Here is a 17,042-nt window from a genome sequence, read left to right as displayed (position 1 = left end):
TCGGCCAAAGGTTCCTCTTGGCTGGCCGGCGCGCCCGATAAAGTCACTGGGTGATCGACCGCAAACTGCTCTTGAGCGATCTGCAGAAGCAGGTCAAAACCCTGGAAAAGGACCTGCGAGAGCAGGTCGAGTCGGTCGAGGAGGTGCGCCTGAGGCTGGGTGGCGAGTACGACCGTGCCTTCAAGGTCGGGCGCACTTCCGGCACCTGGGTCGTGTGGCGGGACGAGCGGGTCACGCAGGCCGCGGTGGCGTGGGTGCTCGGCACGGTCTTCGTCCGCTTCTGCGAGGACAATGGGCTGCTGCAGGAGCCGTTCCTGGCCGGGCCGGGGGACAGGCTGGTGCTGGCCGAGGAGGCGGAGGCGCAGTTCTTCCGCGACCAGCCGGACAAGACGCTGCGAGATTGGCTGAGCCAGGGTTTCGAGGCGATCGGCGGAACTCAGGCCGGCAAGTCGCTCTTCGACAAGCGGCACAACCCGCTCTACCAGATCCCCCTTTCGCATGACGCGGCCAAGGGGTTGATCGGTTTCTGGCGCCGCCGCGGCGAGCAGGGCGGCCTGGTGCACAGCTTCCGCGACGAACTGTGGGACACCCGGTTCCTGGGAGACCTCTATCAAGATCTTTCCGAATACGCCAAGAAGACGTACGCCCTGCTGCAGACCCCGGAGTTCGTCGAGGAGTTCATCCTCGACTTGACACTGACCCCGGCTATCGACGAGTTCGGACACGACCAGGTGAAGATGATTGACCCCACTTGCGGGTCGGGCCACTTCGTCCTCGGCGCGTTCGACCAGCTACTCAAGCAGTGGGAGCGGCACGCGCCAAACCGAGACGCCCACGAGCGAGTCAAGTTAGCGCTCGACGCAGTGCACGGTGTCGACATCAACCCGTTCGCGGTCGCCATCGCCCGTTTCCGCCTGCTGGTGGCGGCGCTGCGTGCCAGTGAGATCACGACGCTTGCCGACGCGGCCGGCTACGTCTTCCCGATACACCTTGCGGTCGGTGACTCACTGATCAAGCACCGGGCCGGCACGCTTTTCGGCGGGGATCAGATGACCGACTTTGCCTACGCGACCGAGGATGTCGCCGAACACCCGGGCATCTTGACCGCCGGGAGCTACCACGTCGTGGTCGGGAATCCGCCCTACATCACGGTCAAGGACAAGGGCCTCAATGAGGCATACCGCAAGATGTACGACGCCTGCTCCGGCAAGTACGCCCTATCGGTGCCGTTCGCGCAGCGCTTCTTCCAACTCGCGAAGCAGGGCGACGGAGAAGGCAAGGGCGCCGGCCACGTCGGGCAGATCACCTCCAACTCGTTCATGAAGCGCGAGTTCGGCAAAAAGATGATCGAGAAGCTGTTCGCGCTTGATGTGGATTTGACCCATGTCATTGACACCTCCGGCGCCTACATCCCTGGACATGGAACCCCCACTGTGATCTTGGTTGGGCGTAACACCAACCGTGGTCGATCAGGTGTGATCCGAACGGTTATGGGCATCCGCGGTGAGCCCAGTGCACCGCCCGATCCCAGTAAGGGCCAGGTCTGGCATGCGATTCGGTCGCAAGTCGCCGATCCTGGAACGGAAAGTGAGTGGGTTTCGGCCTCCGACACTCCCCGAGTGGCGCTGAGCAGGTATCCCTGGAGCCTGAGTGGCGGCGGTTCATCCGAGGTGTTTAAAGCTATCGGGTCCGCGAGTCCGTCTACGCTGTCAGTAACGCTCGACGGCCTCATCGGATTCGCGAGTTTCCCAGGCGCAGACGAACCCTACTTCTTGCCATCCCATTGGTGTGCGCGTGCGGGAGCAGGCGATCTCGCGAAGCCGCTCGTGACCGGTGAATTCATTCGTGACTGGTGTGTTGTTCCAGAGACCATGGCGCTTGCACCCTATGACGGCCAAGGAAGCGTGGTAGCCATCGATATGCGGGCCGTGTGGGGTCAGCATTTTTGGTCTATGCGTCAGATACTTCGTCCTGAAGCAAGAGATGCTTTTGGCACCTCAAAGGGCGATACCTGGTGGGCCTGGTATCGATGGATCAAGGATCGGTATGTCGCCGACCATCTACTGTCCTTCGCGTCGGTCGCCACCCATCCGCACGTCTACCTGGATCGCGGCGGCCACGTATTCAACCGCCACGCGCCGGTGATTAAGTTGCCGGTCGGGGCGTCGGAGGACGATCACTTGCGGCTGCTCGGAGTCCTCAACAGTTCGACCGCCTGCTTCTGGCTCAAGCAGGTCAGCCACAACAAGGGCAGCACGGTGGACTCCCGCGGAGCGCGCCAGACCACAATCCCTTGGGAGGATTTCTACGAATTCACTGGTACCAAGTTGCAGGAGTTTCCGCTGCCGACGGCATACCCGCTGGATGTGGGCCGGGAGATGGATGGTCTTGCGCGTCGACTCGCTGAGGTAAGGCCCACGGAGATTGCGGCTTCTGGGGTGCCGAGCAGGGAGCGGATGTTTGTAGCTGAGCGGGAGTGGCATTCGGTTCGGGCGCAGATGATCGCGTTACAGGAGGAGTTGGACTGGCAGGTCTACTCGCTTTACGGGCTGCTGGAGGACGAGTTGACCGCCCCGGCTGACTCTGTACCGGAGTTGCGGTTGGGGGAGCGGTCGTTCGAGATCGTGCTGGCCCGCAAGATGCGCGATGAAGGACTGGAGTCGCAGTGGTTCGCGCGGCACGGGTCAACGCCAAACACCGAGCTGCCGGGGCACTGGACGGCGGAGTATCGGGCGGCCGTGGAGCAGCGGATCGCAGTCATCGAGAGCAACCGGAACATCGCGCTGATTGAGCGGCCGGAGTGCAAGCGCCGCTGGGCCACCGAAGGCTGGGACGCGATGCAGGCCAAGGCGCTGCGGGACTGGCTGCTGGACCGATGTGAGGCCCGAGAGCTGTGGTTCCACCACGTCGACGGGCTGGAGCAGCCTCGCCCGCTGACCACCGCACAGCTCGCTGACGAGTTGCGGCGTGACGAGGACATACTTTCGGTGGCCGGTCTATATGCGCCGGGGCAGGATCTCGGGAAGGTGATCGCGGACCTGGTTGCCGACGAGCATGTGCCGCATCTAGCGGCGTTGCGGTACAAGGATTCCGGGCTGGCCAAGCGGGCCGACTGGGAGCAGGTGTGGGATCTGCAGCGGCAGGAGGACACGCTGCCAGACGAGGCAGCTAAGCGGGAATTCCGGAAGAAGATCCCGGTGCCGCCCAAGTACGCCCCGGCGGACTTCCTCAAGGCCAGTTACTGGCGGCATCGGGGCAAGCTTGACGTGCCCAAGGAGCGGTTCGTGTCCTATCCGGGGGCCGGGCGTGACGGTGACCCGTCGCTACTGATCGGCTGGGCCGGCTGGGGCCATCGGGAGCAGGCGCAGACCCTGGCCACCCTGATCGTGGCCCGCGAGCAGGAGGACGGCTGGGCCGGCGACCGGCTTACACCCCTGGTAGCCGGGTTGCGGGAGGTGCTGCCGTGGGTGCGGCAGTGGCACGGCGAGTTCGATCCCACCTGGGGTGAGTCCCCGGCCGACACCTACACCGGTTTCCTGTCCGAGACCGCCGGGCGGCTGCACCTCACCGACGAGGCGCTGACCTCCTGGCGCCCGCTGAAAGCTACCCGCGGGCGGCGTGCCCGAGCCTGAGCAGCGTGACCGGCGGGCCGAACGGTGGTCCGGCCCGCCGGTTGGGTCAGACGGCCGGTGAATCTAGGACGATCAGGATCGCCGCCGCCACCTGTTCGATGTAGTCGATAGCCTGGGTGGCGGTCGCACCGTCGATCGGGCGTTTGTGGGTGGCGTCGTCCGGGTCCTCGTCGTACTCGTGGGCGATCTTGTGTCGTCGTTGCACGAGCTGGCGCAGCTCCAACTGGACTTGTTTGCCGGTGAAGGCGACACCGTCGTCGCTCTGCCGGGTCAGGACGAGCGCGACCCGGTTCCAGAATTCCTTCGTGTCGTGGACAAGCGCAAAACCTTCGCGGATCTTGTCAGGGTTCTGGTAGACGAGATGACCCTGCTCGCGCAGCCGCTGGTCGAGGGCGTCGACCAGGGTCTTCTCGCCGGCCTGCACCTGCTCGACCAGGCCGAGCGGCATCTCGAAGGCCGAGAAGGCGCGCGGTTTCGGTGTCGCTGGCTGGGCTGCCAGGGCGAGCATCCGGCAGCGGATCTCTTGGCGTACCCAATGGTCGAGGGCGGCGACGCTCTGCACCCAGGCCGCCCGGTAGACGTCGGAGACCTCGAAGGATCCGACCTTGAGCTGATCCAGGTGCTGTCCCGCGGTGGCCAGGCTGCGTGCGTAGCTGAGGTTGCGCTGCAGGCCGGTGAATGGCGCGGAACCGTCGGCCGCGACGGGCGGCTCGGGTGGCGACGGCAGCGGCTTGCGTGCGGCGAGCAGCTGTTCCAGCCGGGCGATGCTCTCCGCCTGGGTGATCCGGTAGACGGTGGTCAGCGACGGCAACGCGCGTACCTCGGCCTCCAGGGAGGCTCGTGGTACGTCGGTGCGGGCCCACTGCACCGGGCGGGTGTGCCGGATGCCCGCGGGCAGGTCGGTCCGGTAGCGGTAGTCCCCGGTCAGCCGGCCGACAGCCACGTCCGGGCTGGTGCGCCGGAGGAAGAGCACGATGTCCCCGACGGCCATCTTCGAGCGGAACGCGATCAACTGGATCGTGTAATTGTCCACGGTGCGCCGGTCGACGTCCGGGTAGGCCGCCTGCACCCGCTCGCGGGTCTCGGCCTGGGTGGTGACCGTTGTCAGGTCGCCGGCTGCGGACCAGCCGAGCGCGATCAGTTCCCGTTCCAGGGCGAGTTCGTCGTAGCTGTCGTCGCGACCGGCCCGCACGACCCATGCTGTCGTCACTTGTTGTCCTCCGTGGCCGCGGTGTCAGTCAGTGCTGGTAACGGGGAACTTGGTGACCTCGCCGTGCCACTGCTTCGTCTCCATCGTGGGGAAAGCGGACAGAGGCCGTGCGGTCTCCAGTTCGCGGTCGAACACCGCCCGCCATTCCTCCGGGGTGCCGGTGACCAGGAACGGCCCGATCGGCACCTGCAGCGACTCCTCGATCATTTCGACGGGCATGGACTCGCCGGCGATCGTCACGTCGCTGTCCAGGCCGGCGACCCGGGCCGACTCGATGGCGCTGTCGAGCTCCGCCATGGCGGCCCAGCCGGCCCAGGAGATGCCTTCGCCGGAGGCGGAGAAGCCGATCCGGCCACCGTCGCGCAATGTGCCGTAGAGCGCGAGGTCCAGGGCGAGCCCGGCGCTCGGGTCGGCATTTTCCGCCGGCCCCTCGTCGAGGAAGCTCGGGCGGAAGCGTTCCAGCAGCGCGTTCATCGCCTCAGCCAGCAGCGCGCGGCGAGCGTTGAGGAACCGCGCGTAGTTCTCGGTGTCGTGCAGCGCATCGTCCAGCGGGATCAGGTGTGCGCGCAGGTCGGCCTCGCTCAGCGATGCGAAGTATTCCCGGGGGCTGCGCCCGCTGATCCGCTTACTCGCCTGCGTGGAGATGAAGACGAGGTTTGCGAGATCGTTCACCATCGCCTTGTCGAACCGCGTCGAGTCCAGCGTGGCAGGCGGGTGAACGTGGTGGTGTTCGAGCTTGGGCAGCTCGTCGGTTGGCGGCAGCAGTTCGGCGCCCGACCACCAGTCGCGTGCGCCGTTTGCCAGTGACACCAGCAGGCTCAGGAAGAAGTAGGGGCTCTCCTTCGTCCGGCCGCGCAGGGCGCGCTCGGTCACCTCGGCCCGGGAGGTGTCGATGTCGAGACCTTCGAGCAGGGATCGGATCGGGTCGTCTTGGCGGACCGCACGGATGTCCTGGCTCAGCCGGGTATCGGTGGAACCACTGTAGCGGGTGCGGATGGTGGCCAGCAGCAGCCAGTAGACGACGCCGTTGGAAGTGTCCTGATCCAGGTCGTCGCCGCTGCGCTCGCCGAGCAGGACAACCAGCGGGATAAGCACGATCATCGAGGGCAGCGGGTCCGAGCGGGTCAACCCGAGACGGCTCTGCAACAGCGGGATCAGCCGCCGGAGCCCGCGCTGGACCACCTTCCACCCGCGTTCAAGCTCATCGTCGCGGGTCTGGCGGAGTTTGCTGTGCGACCAGATCGAAAGGCCGCGGCCGAGGACGACGCCGGCCAGAGCGCGGGACAGGAAGTTGACGTCGATGCCGCCGTACCCCTCGCGTAGCCAGTGCTCGGACTCGCTCTGTAGCTGCGTCAGCACTCCCTTCCACCGGGTCGACAGGGTGGCCATGGCCAGGTCGAGGGTGCCGAGACGGCGGCCACCGCTGTTAACCCGGACGAAAATCTCGGCCACCTCTTCGTACGGGAAGCCCTTCAGGACCTCCATGACGAAGCGCCGGTCACGCAGTGCCTTGATCTTGCTCAGTCGTTCTTCGATCTCGTGGTCGGCGAGCGCGGAGCAGGCGTCCAGCAGTCGCTGCGTCAGGCGCAGCATGCTGGCCTTCGGGTTCAGCACGTCGGACACCTTGACCCACTTGGGGTCGCGTCCGGTCGCGGCGCTCTGATTCTGGAACTTCTGGTTCTCGACGTGGAAGACGACCTGCGCATCGGGGTGGTCGGTGAAAACCCGGTGCAGCGAGGTCAGGCGCTGCTGGCCATCGAGCAGGAACAGCGGCGGCTTCGTGGGCTCCGCACCGGCACCGTTGACGGACATCGCCCGGGTCTCCGGGGCCTCGTCGGTCTCCCAGAACAGCAGCGAGCCGAAGGGGTAGCCGCGATAGATGGAGTCCATCAGCTTGGCGACCTGGGTCGGCTTCCAGACATACTCCCGCTGGATCTCGGGGAGCAGGATCTCGGCGTCCGAGATCTCGTCGATCAGTTTGCCGATGGATCGCTCGATCCGGTCGACGTGCATGAGGCAGCCTCTTCGTCGCGACGGTCTGGAAATGCCAACTGGGCCGGTCCAGATCTACAAACGCGAACCCGACTGATGTCTACCTGGCCGGTAATATCCTGTCCACCCCGAAATCGGGTCGACCATGCCTCCAACCCGTTAACCCGGCGGGTATGGACGCTTTGTGGCGGCCGAGCGACGTCTGGTGTGCGCGTTGCGCGCCCGAACCGATCCTGAGCCTTCGAGCTCGGTACGGTAAGCGGCATGTCACAGCCCAGCGTCATGCCGCTGCTCCGTGAGGTCATCGAGATTCCGGAGCGCACAAGTACCAGCGACTTCGTGCTCCACCTTGCCGACAGCGTCTCCGACGTCGATGCCACGCTCAAGGAGTACGTGGTCACCGAGCAGCTGCTGGGCAACTTCGACGAGGCACTCGGGCTTATCCGCTCCGCGGTCGAAGGTCACGCCTCCAAAGCCGCCTATCTGCACGGCTCGTTCGGTTCCGGCAAGTCGCACTTTATGGCGGTGCTGCACGCGCTGCTGCGGGGCGAGCAGGCAGCCCGCAGCCGGGACGAGTTCGCTCCGCTGCTGGCGAAGCACAGCATGTGGCTCGACGGGCGGCGGTTCCTGCTGGTGCCGTACCACCTGCTGGACGCCCGTTCCCTGGAGCAGCGGGTGCTCGGCGGTTATGTGGACCGGGTCCGGGCGCTGCACCCGGAGGCGCCCATTCCGGCCGTGCACCGCACCGACGCACTGCTGGAACAGGCCGCTGACCTGCGTGGGCGGATCGGCGACCCGCAGTTCATCGACGGACTGCCGGGCGGTGACGACGAGGACGAGTGGGGCGAGAGCGAAAAATTCTGGACCGGTGAGCGGCTGGACCAGGCGTTCGTCGGGGCGTACTCCGACAGCCTGCGGCGCAAGCTGGTCAACGATCTGCTGACGACCTGGAACAAGGGCTTCTTCAGCAACGCCCGAGAGGACGCCGAGGCGTTCATCTCGCTGGACCGCGGCCTGACCGAGATCAGCCGGCACGCCAAGGAACTCGGGTACGACGGGCTGATCCTGTTCCTGGACGAGCTGATCCTGTGGCTGGCGAACTCGATCGGTGACCAGCAGTTCGTCTCCCGGGAGATCCAGAAGATCACCAACTTCGTCGAGGGTGGCGACACCCGCCGGCCTATCCCGGTGGTCAGCTTCATCGCTCGGCAGCGTGACCTGCGGGAACTCGTCGGCGAGGAGGTCACCGGCGCAAACGAGCTGACCTATCAGGACACCCTCAACCTGGCAAGTGGCCGCTTCGACACGATCAAGCTGGAAGACCGGAACCTGCCGGAGATCGCCCGCCGGCGCATCCTCAAGCCCCGCGACGACGAGGCCGCCGCCGCAATCTCCCGCGCGTTCGACGCCACCACCAAGGTGCGCCGGGAGGTCTTCGACACTCTGCTCGGCACCGACGCGGCTAGCGGTGCCGACATCGACGCCTTCCGGTCGACGTACCCGTTCAGCCCGGCCTTCCTCTCCACCCTGGTGCATGTCTCCAGTGCGTTGCAGCGGTCCCGCACCGCCCTGAAGCTGATGCGCCAGCTGCTGGTTGACCGCCGCGACACGCTGCGCCTCGGCCAGCTGGTGCCAATCGGCGACCTCTACGACGTGATCAGCAGTGGAGGTGACCAGCCGTTCACCGAGAAGCTCAAGGCCGAGTTCGAGATGGCTCAGAAGCTGTACGCCCTCAAGATGCGCCCGCATCTGCTCGGCCAGTACGGCCTGACCGACGACGACCTGGACGCGGCCCGCCGCGGCGCGGTCCAGCCACCCGAGGTGACCGGGCGGGTGCGTGCGTTCACCGGCGACGACCGGCTGATCAAGACGCTCCTCCTGGCCTCGCTGGCGCCCAGCGTGCCGGCACTGCGGAACCTCACTGCCCGCCGACTGTCGGCCCTCAACCACGGCAGCATCACCAGCCCCATTCCCGGTGGCGAGGTCGCGCAGGTCGCTCGAAAGCTAGGCGACTGGGCCGGCGAGTTCCCGGAGGTCCGGATCGGCGAGGGAGACGATCCCGTCGTCTCGCTCGAGTTGGTCGGCGTCGACGTGGGCAGTGTGCTGTCCACCGCGAAGCACTACGACAACGACGGCGCCCGCAAGCACATCGTCCAGCGACTGCTGTGGCAGCAGTTTGGCGTGCCGTGGACCGACTCCTTCTTCGCCGAGGCCGGCCTCACCTGGCGGGGCAGCCGGCGCACCATCGAGCTGGTCTACGGCAACGTGCGCGACCCGAACGACATTCGCGACGAGTCGTTCCACCCGGACAACCCTGACAACTGGCGGATCATCGTCGACTACCCGTTCGATGACGGCAGCCACGGCCCGGCCGACGATCGGCAGCGGGTGCAGGGCCTGCTCAGCCGGATGACCTCCCGTACGGTGTGCTGGATCCCGGCCGCGCTCACCGTGGAGCGCCTCAACGAACTCGGCAAGCTTGTGATCATCGACAAGCTGCTCGAAGGTCAGCGTTTCGACAGTCATGCCGAGCACCTCAACCCTGACGATCGGCGCCGCGCCCACGCCGCCCTCACCAACCAGCGCAGCGCGCTGCTCACCAAGATGCAGAACGTGTTGCGCCAGGCGTATGGCCTGGCGGGTAAGCAGCCGGCGGACGTCCGGCTCGGGTTCGACGATCATCTGCATTCGCTTACCCGGGTCCTGGAACCGAGGCTCCCGATCGGTGCGGCGTTCGCCGACGCGCTGCGCAGCCTCGGCGACCAGATGCTCACCCAGCAGTACCCGGCTCACCCCGACTTCGACCCTGATCGTAAGGGTGACCTGATCAAGGCGACCGACGTCAAGATCGTCCTCGACTACGTCCGCCGGGCCGTCGAATCGTCGGAGGGCCGCGCCGAGGTGGACCGCCCGCACCGGCAGGTCATGCGCCGCATCGCCAACCCCCTCGAACTCGGCACCATGCACGAAGCGGCATTCGTCATCGAGGGACGCTGGTCTCAGCACTTTCAGCAGAAGGCCGCCAGCGAGGGCATCCAGGGCGAGATCCGCGTCGGTGACCTGCTGCCTTGGATCGACGACCCGAACCCGCGCGGGCTCGATCCGATCGTGGCCCAGCTCGTCGTGGCGACCTTCGCCGAGCAGGGCGACCGGGCGTTCTTTTTGCACGGCGGCGAGGTGACGCCGCCACCCGAGCCAGGACGCATCAATGCCGACTACACACTCCGGGAACAGCGGCTACCCAGTCCGGAGGAGTGGGAGCTGGCGCAGAGCCGCGCCGCCGCGATTTTTGGCTTCCGCTCGCTCGCGCTGCGGCGGGGCCGGCTGATGACGATCTTCGGGCGGGACCTCGCCCGGCAGGCCACCCAGCACCGGGCCGCCGCGGTCGATCTCATCGCGCATCTGGAACAGCACGCGAAGTGGCTTGAAATCGACCTGAACGCCGGCCCCGGACGACTGGCAACCGCACGTGCTGCAGCTGACCTGCTCGCCGCGTTGGAAGAGCGGCTGCCCGCTGTGGAGGTCATCGAACGTCTGGCCCGCGCCGACCTCGGCGGTCCTGCGGACCGCACCGGCCGCAGCGTCAAGAGCGCGGCCCAGGTCGCCGCCGCGTTGGCCAGCGCCCCCTGGGACACCTTCGAGATCATCGCGGGCCTGCCAGGTCCGCACGCCAGCGAGGCCACGGTGATCATCTCGGAGATACGCGCCGCTGCGCGAGCCGATGAACTGACCATCCCGCTGGCACCTGTCCTGCAGCGCGCTCGGAGCGCAGCCACCGACCTGTTGCGCCGAGCGACCCGCAAACCGCCTGCGCCTCCGCCGTTGCCGCCTGTCATCCAGCCACCCCGGCCGGGCGGTGGCGGTGGCGCTGCGTCCGCCGGGGGTGTCATGGTGCCGGCAGTTGACGTGGATCAAGCGGTAGAACAGGTGCGTGCCTTCGCCGCCGAGCACAGCGCCGGCACCATCGAAGTGACCTGGAGAATCGTGCCGTGACTCAGGCTTCCGTGCCCGCTCGGGCGCTGCGGATCAGCCCGGTCGCCCTCCGGCAGAAGGTTGCGCAGCAGCTTGAGCGGCATCGCAACGGCAGCGCGCACCCAGTGATGCTGCTCAGGGCGGAACCGGTCTGGCCACACGACCCGATCATCCTGCTGCCGGACGGGCGTACCGCCCACGTCGTTGCTTGCGAGTCGCCGCTGGCGATCTGGGACCAACTGGTCGCCGACCGGCCCGACGAGGTGCTGGTCCTGCTCGCCGACCTCGCCGAGTCCGCTCTGGGGGACGGCGTCCGAAGCCGCGTTTTCCGTCACCGGGTCATCGCTGTGGAACCGTGGGACCTTGTCGTCGACGCGTTCGGCGCCCGGCAACCCGACAGCGCACTGGAACAAGAGGCGTGGGCCGGAGAAGCACTCGTCGACGCGATGCCGCCCGCTGGCTGGCCGAAACTCGCGACGCCGGTGCTGACCCGCGACGTCGCACTACGACACCTCGCTGCCGTACGTCTCGGTCTGGACCGGCGTGGCGGCGGTCCCGATGATCTCGACGTCGAGGCGCTGTTGCGGTGGAGTGCCGAACCCGGGGCAGTTGAGGCTTTCGGGCTCCTGCGTGCGGCGGAACGCGACGGCCTCACAAAATGGCTCACCAGCCAGTATGGAAGTCCAGCACGGGCGCTCTTTGCACTCGTCGCCGCCGGACATGGCGATGAAGCCCTGCCCCTCGGCCTCGTCTGTCACGCGGTCTGGCGCACCAGCGATACCGATGCCATTCGCGCACGGGGACGCATCGACCAGTACTTCGGCAAGCTGGACGATGACACGACCATCATCGGTTTCGCCGACGCCGTCGTACAGGTGGTCCACGGAATGCTGTCGGAGCCGGAGGCCCGGCGGCATGGACACGCCGTGCTGGACCGGGCCGAAGAACTCCTCATCCAATTCGGCGCGGTCTCCAGCGCCGCTGACAGCCCCATCCTGCGTACCGGATTCACCCGGCGGATCGGAGCTGCGGCAAACGCGTTGCTGGCAGCGATGCGCAATCCTGCGGAGCAGGCGCTCGACGCCGCTGTCCGTAGCCTGACCGAACACGAACTAGCCGCGTCGGAATTGGAGCGGGTCCGCCGGATCGAGATGGCGCAGCGACTTGTGCGCTGGCTCAATGGAGACGTCCAGCCTCCCGCCAGCGTGGCCGACGGCGTGGACCGGCAGATCGCCGACTGGGGCTGGGTGGATGTGGCGATCGATCATGTCTGGGCCGGCGACGACGCACACCCCGAGCTGCAGGCTGCGTTCCGGGAGATCTACGGACGGGCCCAAGAACGGCGGCGGGCCTTGGACGAAGCGTTCGCGGGCAGGCTGCAGGCCTGGGCCACCGCGGGTCCCGGCAACGACGGCGGCCTGCTCACGGTCGAGAACCTGCTTCCGCGGGTCGTGGAACCGCTTCTCCGGACCGATCGTCGGGTCCTGCTCGTGGTGCTCGACGGCATGAGCGCAGCCGTCGCCATCCAACTTGCCAACGAGTTGTCGCAGCACTGGGTCGAGTACGACCCGCTCGCAGGCTCGGAAGCCGGCCGGCGGCGCGGCGTCGTGGCGGCTCTTCCCACGCTGACCGCGGTTTCCCGGACGTCACTGTTCGCCGGCGCGCTGCGCAGCGGCACTCAGGACAACGAGAAGCGTTTCTTCGCGGGTGGCCGGTGGGGCAAGGATGCCAAGATCTTCCACAAGGGCCCGGCACGTGGTGGAGCCGGCGAGATGTTCGCCGGTGAGCTGGCCGACGCGGTGGCCGACTCGGGTTCCCTGGTCGCTGTAGTGATCAATACGGTCGACGAGTCGCTCGCCCAGGGGCGGGAAGGCAGCGAAGCCGGATGGCAGCTCGGCGACATCGGCTTCCTGCGTAGCCTGCTGGATCTCGCCCGCTCGTCGGGCCGGGCCGTCATCATCACCAGCGACCACGGGCACGTGCTGGAACGCGGCGGCGAGAAGGTACGGGCGGCAGATGTTGCCTCCGCCCGGCATCGGACGGGCGCGGGGCCAGCCGAGTCGGGCGAGGTCGAGTTGTCCGGTCCCAGGGTCGTCGCCCCGGACAATCGGATCATCGCCTTGTGGGATCCGCTGCTGCGCTACCAGTCCAGCAAGGCCGGTTACCACGGCGGTGCCTCACTGGCCGAGGTCACGATTCCGCTGTTGGCTTTCCTGCTACCTCACGTGACTGATGTACCGGCCGGTTGGTCCGCCGTCGAGGTGCGCAGGCCGCAGTGGTGGCAGTCGCAGTCCGCGCCGACCGCGACGGCCGCTGAGCTGCCGTCGCCCGCTCCCAAGTCACGCCGGCGGCCCACCGTCGCGGCCGGCGAGACGTTGTTCGATATTCCCGAGCCCTCGGCAGCACCCACCACGCGGGACGACCGCGCTGACCTCGTCGACGAACTGAAGGAAAGTGAGCTGTTCGCTGCCCAGCATGCGCTGACGCCCCGTCGTCTCGACATTAAGAAGGTCGAGGCAGCATTGCGTGCGCTCGTGGAGGCCAAGGGCGTGCTTCCGGCTGCTGTCCTCGCCGAACGCGCCGGCGAAATCCCTGCCCGGGCGACCGGATTCGTCAGCACGCTGCAGCGCATCTTCAACGTGGACAACTATCCCGTGCTGACCCTCATCGACGGCGGGCGCACCGTGCGACTGGACATCCGCCTGCTGCGTGAGCAGTTCCGGCTTTCCGGAGAAACGTCGTGAGCGGCGTCAGCCCGCTGCGGCGCCGAGAGGTCATCGATGCGTTGCGGCGTGGCGCCGTACCCTCGGCGGGCCTCGACCTGCTCGCTGTCGGTCTCGACCGGTTCCACCGGGCCATCGACGAAGACCTCGACGCGGTCGCTGCCAGCGGCTCGGTCTTCAAAGCCGTCCGCGGCGAATACGGCTCCGGCAAGACCTTCTTCGTACGGTGGATCGCCGAACGGGCCAAGCGCGCCAACCTGGCCACAGCCGAGGTGCAGATCTCTGAGAACGAGACTCCGCTTCACCGGCTGGAGACGGTCTACCGCAGGCTCACCGAGCGGCTCACCACCACGACCTTTCCGCCCAGCGCGCTGCGCCCGGTCGTCGACGGCTGGTTCTACGCCCTCGAAGAGGACGTGCTGGCCGCCGGAAAGGTCGACTCCGACGACGCGGCGGTTCTCGACCGTGCGGTGGGTGTCCTACTGGATCAGCGACTTGCCGAAGTCAGCCGAAGCGCACCGGCCTTCGCCGCCGCCCTACGCGGCTACCGCACCGCTGGCCTGTCCGGCGACGCCGCGACCGCTGATGCTGTGCTGGCCTGGCTGGGCGGCCAACCACACGTCGCAGCAGCCGCGAGACGAGTGGCCGGCGTCAAAGGCAATCTTGATCATTTCGCCGCCCTTAGCTTCCTCCAGGGACTGCTCGCCGTGCTGCGCGACAGCGGCCATCCCGGCCTGCTGCTCGTGCTCGACGAGGTCGAGACGCTGCAACGAGTCCGCTCCGACGCCCGGGACAAGGCTCTCAACGCGCTGCGACAACTGATCGACGAGGTGTATTCCGGCCGCTTCCCTGGACTGTATTTGATCATTACTGGCACGCCCGCGTTCTACGACGGGCAGCAGGGGGTGCAGCGCCTCGCGCCATTGGCACAGCGGCTCGCCGTCGACTTCGACACGGACCCGCGGTTCGACAACCCGCGTGCTGTGCAGATCCGGCTGCCGGGCTTCACCGTCGATTCGCTGGTCGAGCTGGGCGGCCGGGTCCGCGACCTGTACGCCGACGGATCGTCCGCCGCCGAACGGGTCCGCGATCTCGTCGATGACGCGTACCTCGATAAGTTGGCCCGCGCGGTTGCCGGCGGATTGGGTGGCAAGGTCGGCATCGTGCCTCGCCTCTACCTGAAGAAACTGGTCAGTGACGTTCTCGACCGGGTCGACCAGTTCCCCGACTTCGATCCCCGCCAGCACTACGCGCCCACGATGTCGACCGCCGAGATGACCGACGTAGAACGCAATGCCGCCAGCGCTGACGAGATCGCTCTCGACCTGTGACCGCCGACCTGTTGCACCCTGTCCTGCTGCACCACATCGTCAACTCCCTGCAGTGGCCCGGCCTTCGTCCACTACAGGAAGACGCGGTTGAGCCCCTACTGGCCGGCGAAGACGCCCTACTGCTGGCGCCCACCGCGGGCGGCAAAACCGAAGCGGCGGCCTTTCCGCTGCTGTCCCGGATGACCGCTGAGGGCTGGTCCGGTACGTCTGTGCTCTACCTCTGCCCGCTGAAGGCCCTGCTCAACAACCTCCATCCCCGACTGGAGAGGTATGCCGACTGGCTCGGCCGGAAGGCCGCCCTCTGGCACGGCGACGTGACCGCGTCCCGGCGGCGGGCAATCCTGGCCGCCCGCCCGGACCTGCTGCTGACCACGCCGGAATCTTTGGAATCGATGCTGGTTAGCCAGAACGTCGACCATCGGGCGTTCCTCGCTGGTCTGCGGGCCGTGGTGGTGGACGAGGTCCATGCCTTCGCCGGCGACGACCGAGGCTGGCACCTCTTGGCCGTACTGGAACGACTCACCCACCTGATCGGCCGACCGGTCCAGCGGGTCGGTTTGTCGGCGACCGTGGGCAATCCGAGCCAGCTCCTGACCTGGTTGCAGGGCTCAGGCGCGGGCACCCGCCCGGCGCGTGTCGTCGCGCCGGATGCTCCTGTCTCCGTACCGGGGAAATCTGCCTCCTCCGTGCCGCCCGGAGAGATCGAGCTCGACTACGTCGGCTCCCTCCACAACGCTGCCAAGGTCCTCGCTGCTCTCCATGCTGGTGAGAAGCGCCTGGTCTTCTGCGAGTCCCGGCAGGCGGTTGAAGAACTTGGCAGTCTCCTGCGAGGCCGAGGCATCACTACCTTCCTGTCGCACGCTTCGCTCTCCGCCGATGAACGGCGCCGCTCGGAGGAAGCGTTCGCCGAAGCTCGCGACTGCGTGATCGTCTCCACCAGCACCCTGGAACTCGGTATCGACGTCGGCGACCTCGACCGGGTCATTCAGATCGACACGCCCGCGACGGTGGCATCGTTCCTCCAACGACTCGGGCGCACCGGTCGACGGCCCGGCATCACCCGTAACTGCCTCTTCCTCGCCCGTGACGGCGACTCCCTACTCGAAGCCGCCGCCCTGCTGCTGCTCTGGGGCCGTGGTTGGGTGGAACCCGTGGTTGCGCCGCCCGAGCCTCGGCACATCGCCGCCCAACAGATACTCGCTCTCTGTCTGCAGGAGCACCGGGTGGGCGACCAGACCTGGTCGCAGTGGTGGAACGGGCTCGCCCCGTTCGACCGAAGCTCCGACCCGATCCTGCGCTACCTGATCGAGCAGGGCTACCTCGACAGCGACAGCGGCATGCTGTTCATCGGACCCGAAGCCGAACGGCGCTTCGGGCATCGGCACTTCATGGGCATGACCGCCGTCTTCACCGGCGCACCCGAATTCACTGTGCTCGTCGGCCGCGACGAACTGGGGCGAGTCGACCCGGCTCTGCTCACCGAAGAGGTCAAGGGCGATCGTCGGCTCCTGCTCAACGGACGCAGCTGGCGAGTCACCTACATCGACTGGCGACGCCGGCGCTGCTTCGTCGAACCCGCCGACGGCGGCGGTAAGGCCCGCTGGTCAACGGGAGCCGGTGGTTGGTCCGGACTTGGCTTCGAGTTGAGCCGCGCTATGCGCGAGGTGCTCCTCGGCGCTGATCCGCCAGTGAACCTCACCCGGCGAGCCATCGACCGCCTTGCTCAGGTGCGTGAGAAAGCATCGTCGCTGGTACACCCAGGCGGCAGCGTCATCCTGCGCGACAACCGCGGTGACGACCTTAGATGGTGGACTTGGGCAGGCTTCCGCGCGAACGCCACACTCGCCACCACCCTCACGGAGGTCGTCGACCCGATCCAACGCTTCGATGACCGGCACATCAGGCTCCGGGAAAACGTCACGCCCGGAGAATGGCGGACCCTCATCGCCGATGCAGGGCAGCGACTCTGCCTCCCCGAGATCAGCAAGAAGGCACTCGACGGGCTCAAGTTCAGCCAGGCACTACCGGAGCGGCTCGCGATGGCGACGTTGGCCGCCCGGCTCGCTGATCTTGACGGCGCGGCCGCAGTTCTGCGGCAGCCGGCACGCTTTGTGCAGGTGTAGCAGCAGGTTACTTTACGGCTGCCCTGATGTCGAAGAGTTGCTATGGCTTAGTCACTCTG

Annotated in this window: 7 protein-coding genes; 5 read left to right on the top strand and 2 right to left on the bottom strand. The window is 67.0% G+C overall.

Translation table 11 applies throughout. The features are described 5' to 3' along the window. Positions 1-50 precede the first annotated feature (50 nt). Complete coding sequence (gene pglX / locus AFR_RS29725; protein WP_023560519.1) at positions 51-3,632, top strand: BREX-2 system adenine-specific DNA-methyltransferase PglX; 3,582 nt, start codon at positions 51-53, stop codon at positions 3,630-3,632. 46 nt (positions 3,633-3,678) lie between these two features. Here pglX and AFR_RS29720 read toward each other — a convergent pair whose 3' ends face one another. After that, complete coding sequence (locus AFR_RS29720) at positions 3,679-4,842, bottom strand: restriction endonuclease (protein ID WP_148308101.1); 1,164 nt, start codon at positions 4,840-4,842, stop codon at positions 3,679-3,681. Between the two features lie 24 nt (positions 4,843-4,866). Continuing rightward, positions 4,867-6,855, bottom strand: a complete 1,989-nt coding sequence (locus tag AFR_RS29715) for a DUF262 domain-containing protein (protein ID WP_023560517.1) — start codon at positions 6,853-6,855, stop codon at positions 4,867-4,869. A 243-nt stretch (positions 6,856-7,098) separates the two neighbouring features. Here AFR_RS29715 and pglY point away from each other — a divergent pair, with 243 nt between their 5' ends. The 4 genes from pglY to AFR_RS29695 are packed head-to-tail and all read left to right on the top strand — an operon-like array spanning position 7,099 to position 16,983. After that, complete coding sequence (gene pglY, locus AFR_RS29710; protein WP_023560516.1) at positions 7,099-10,827, top strand: BREX-2 system ATPase PglY; 3,729 nt, start codon at positions 7,099-7,101, stop codon at positions 10,825-10,827. Continuing rightward, positions 10,824-13,550: a BREX-2 system phosphatase PglZ gene (pglZ, locus tag AFR_RS29705; protein ID WP_023560515.1), complete on the top strand. Its 2,727-nt coding sequence runs from the start codon at positions 10,824-10,826 to the stop codon at positions 13,548-13,550. Before pglY ends, pglZ begins: the two co-directional genes overlap by 4 nt. Then, on the top strand, positions 13,547-14,860 hold the full coding sequence (gene brxD, locus AFR_RS29700) for a BREX system ATP-binding protein BrxD (protein WP_023560514.1): 1,314 nt from the start codon (positions 13,547-13,549) through the stop codon (positions 14,858-14,860). Before pglZ ends, brxD begins: the two co-directional genes overlap by 4 nt. Then, positions 14,857-16,983, top strand: a complete 2,127-nt coding sequence (locus tag AFR_RS29695) for a DEAD/DEAH box helicase (protein WP_023560513.1) — start codon at positions 14,857-14,859, stop codon at positions 16,981-16,983. The genes brxD and AFR_RS29695 overlap by 4 nt, the downstream gene beginning before the upstream one ends. The last annotated feature ends 59 nt before the right edge of the window (positions 16,984-17,042 follow it).

It is taken from the genome of Amorphoplanes friuliensis DSM 7358 (genome assembly GCF_000494755.1).
GTDB lineage: Bacteria > Actinomycetota > Actinomycetes > Mycobacteriales > Micromonosporaceae > Actinoplanes > Actinoplanes friuliensis.
The sequence above is the reverse complement of the archived record's forward strand: the minus strand, read 5'-3'. Positions and strand labels throughout refer to the sequence as shown.

What these genes read in the sequence shown, in the direction of transcription:
- AFR_RS29715 (WP_023560517.1), bottom strand. Translation starts at nt 6,855, where the DNA reads ATGCACGTCGACCGGATCGAGCGATCCATCGGCAAACTGATCGACGAG.
- pglY (WP_023560516.1), top strand. Translation starts at nt 7,099, where the DNA reads ATGTCACAGCCCAGCGTCATGCCGCTGCTCCGTGAGGTCATCGAGATT.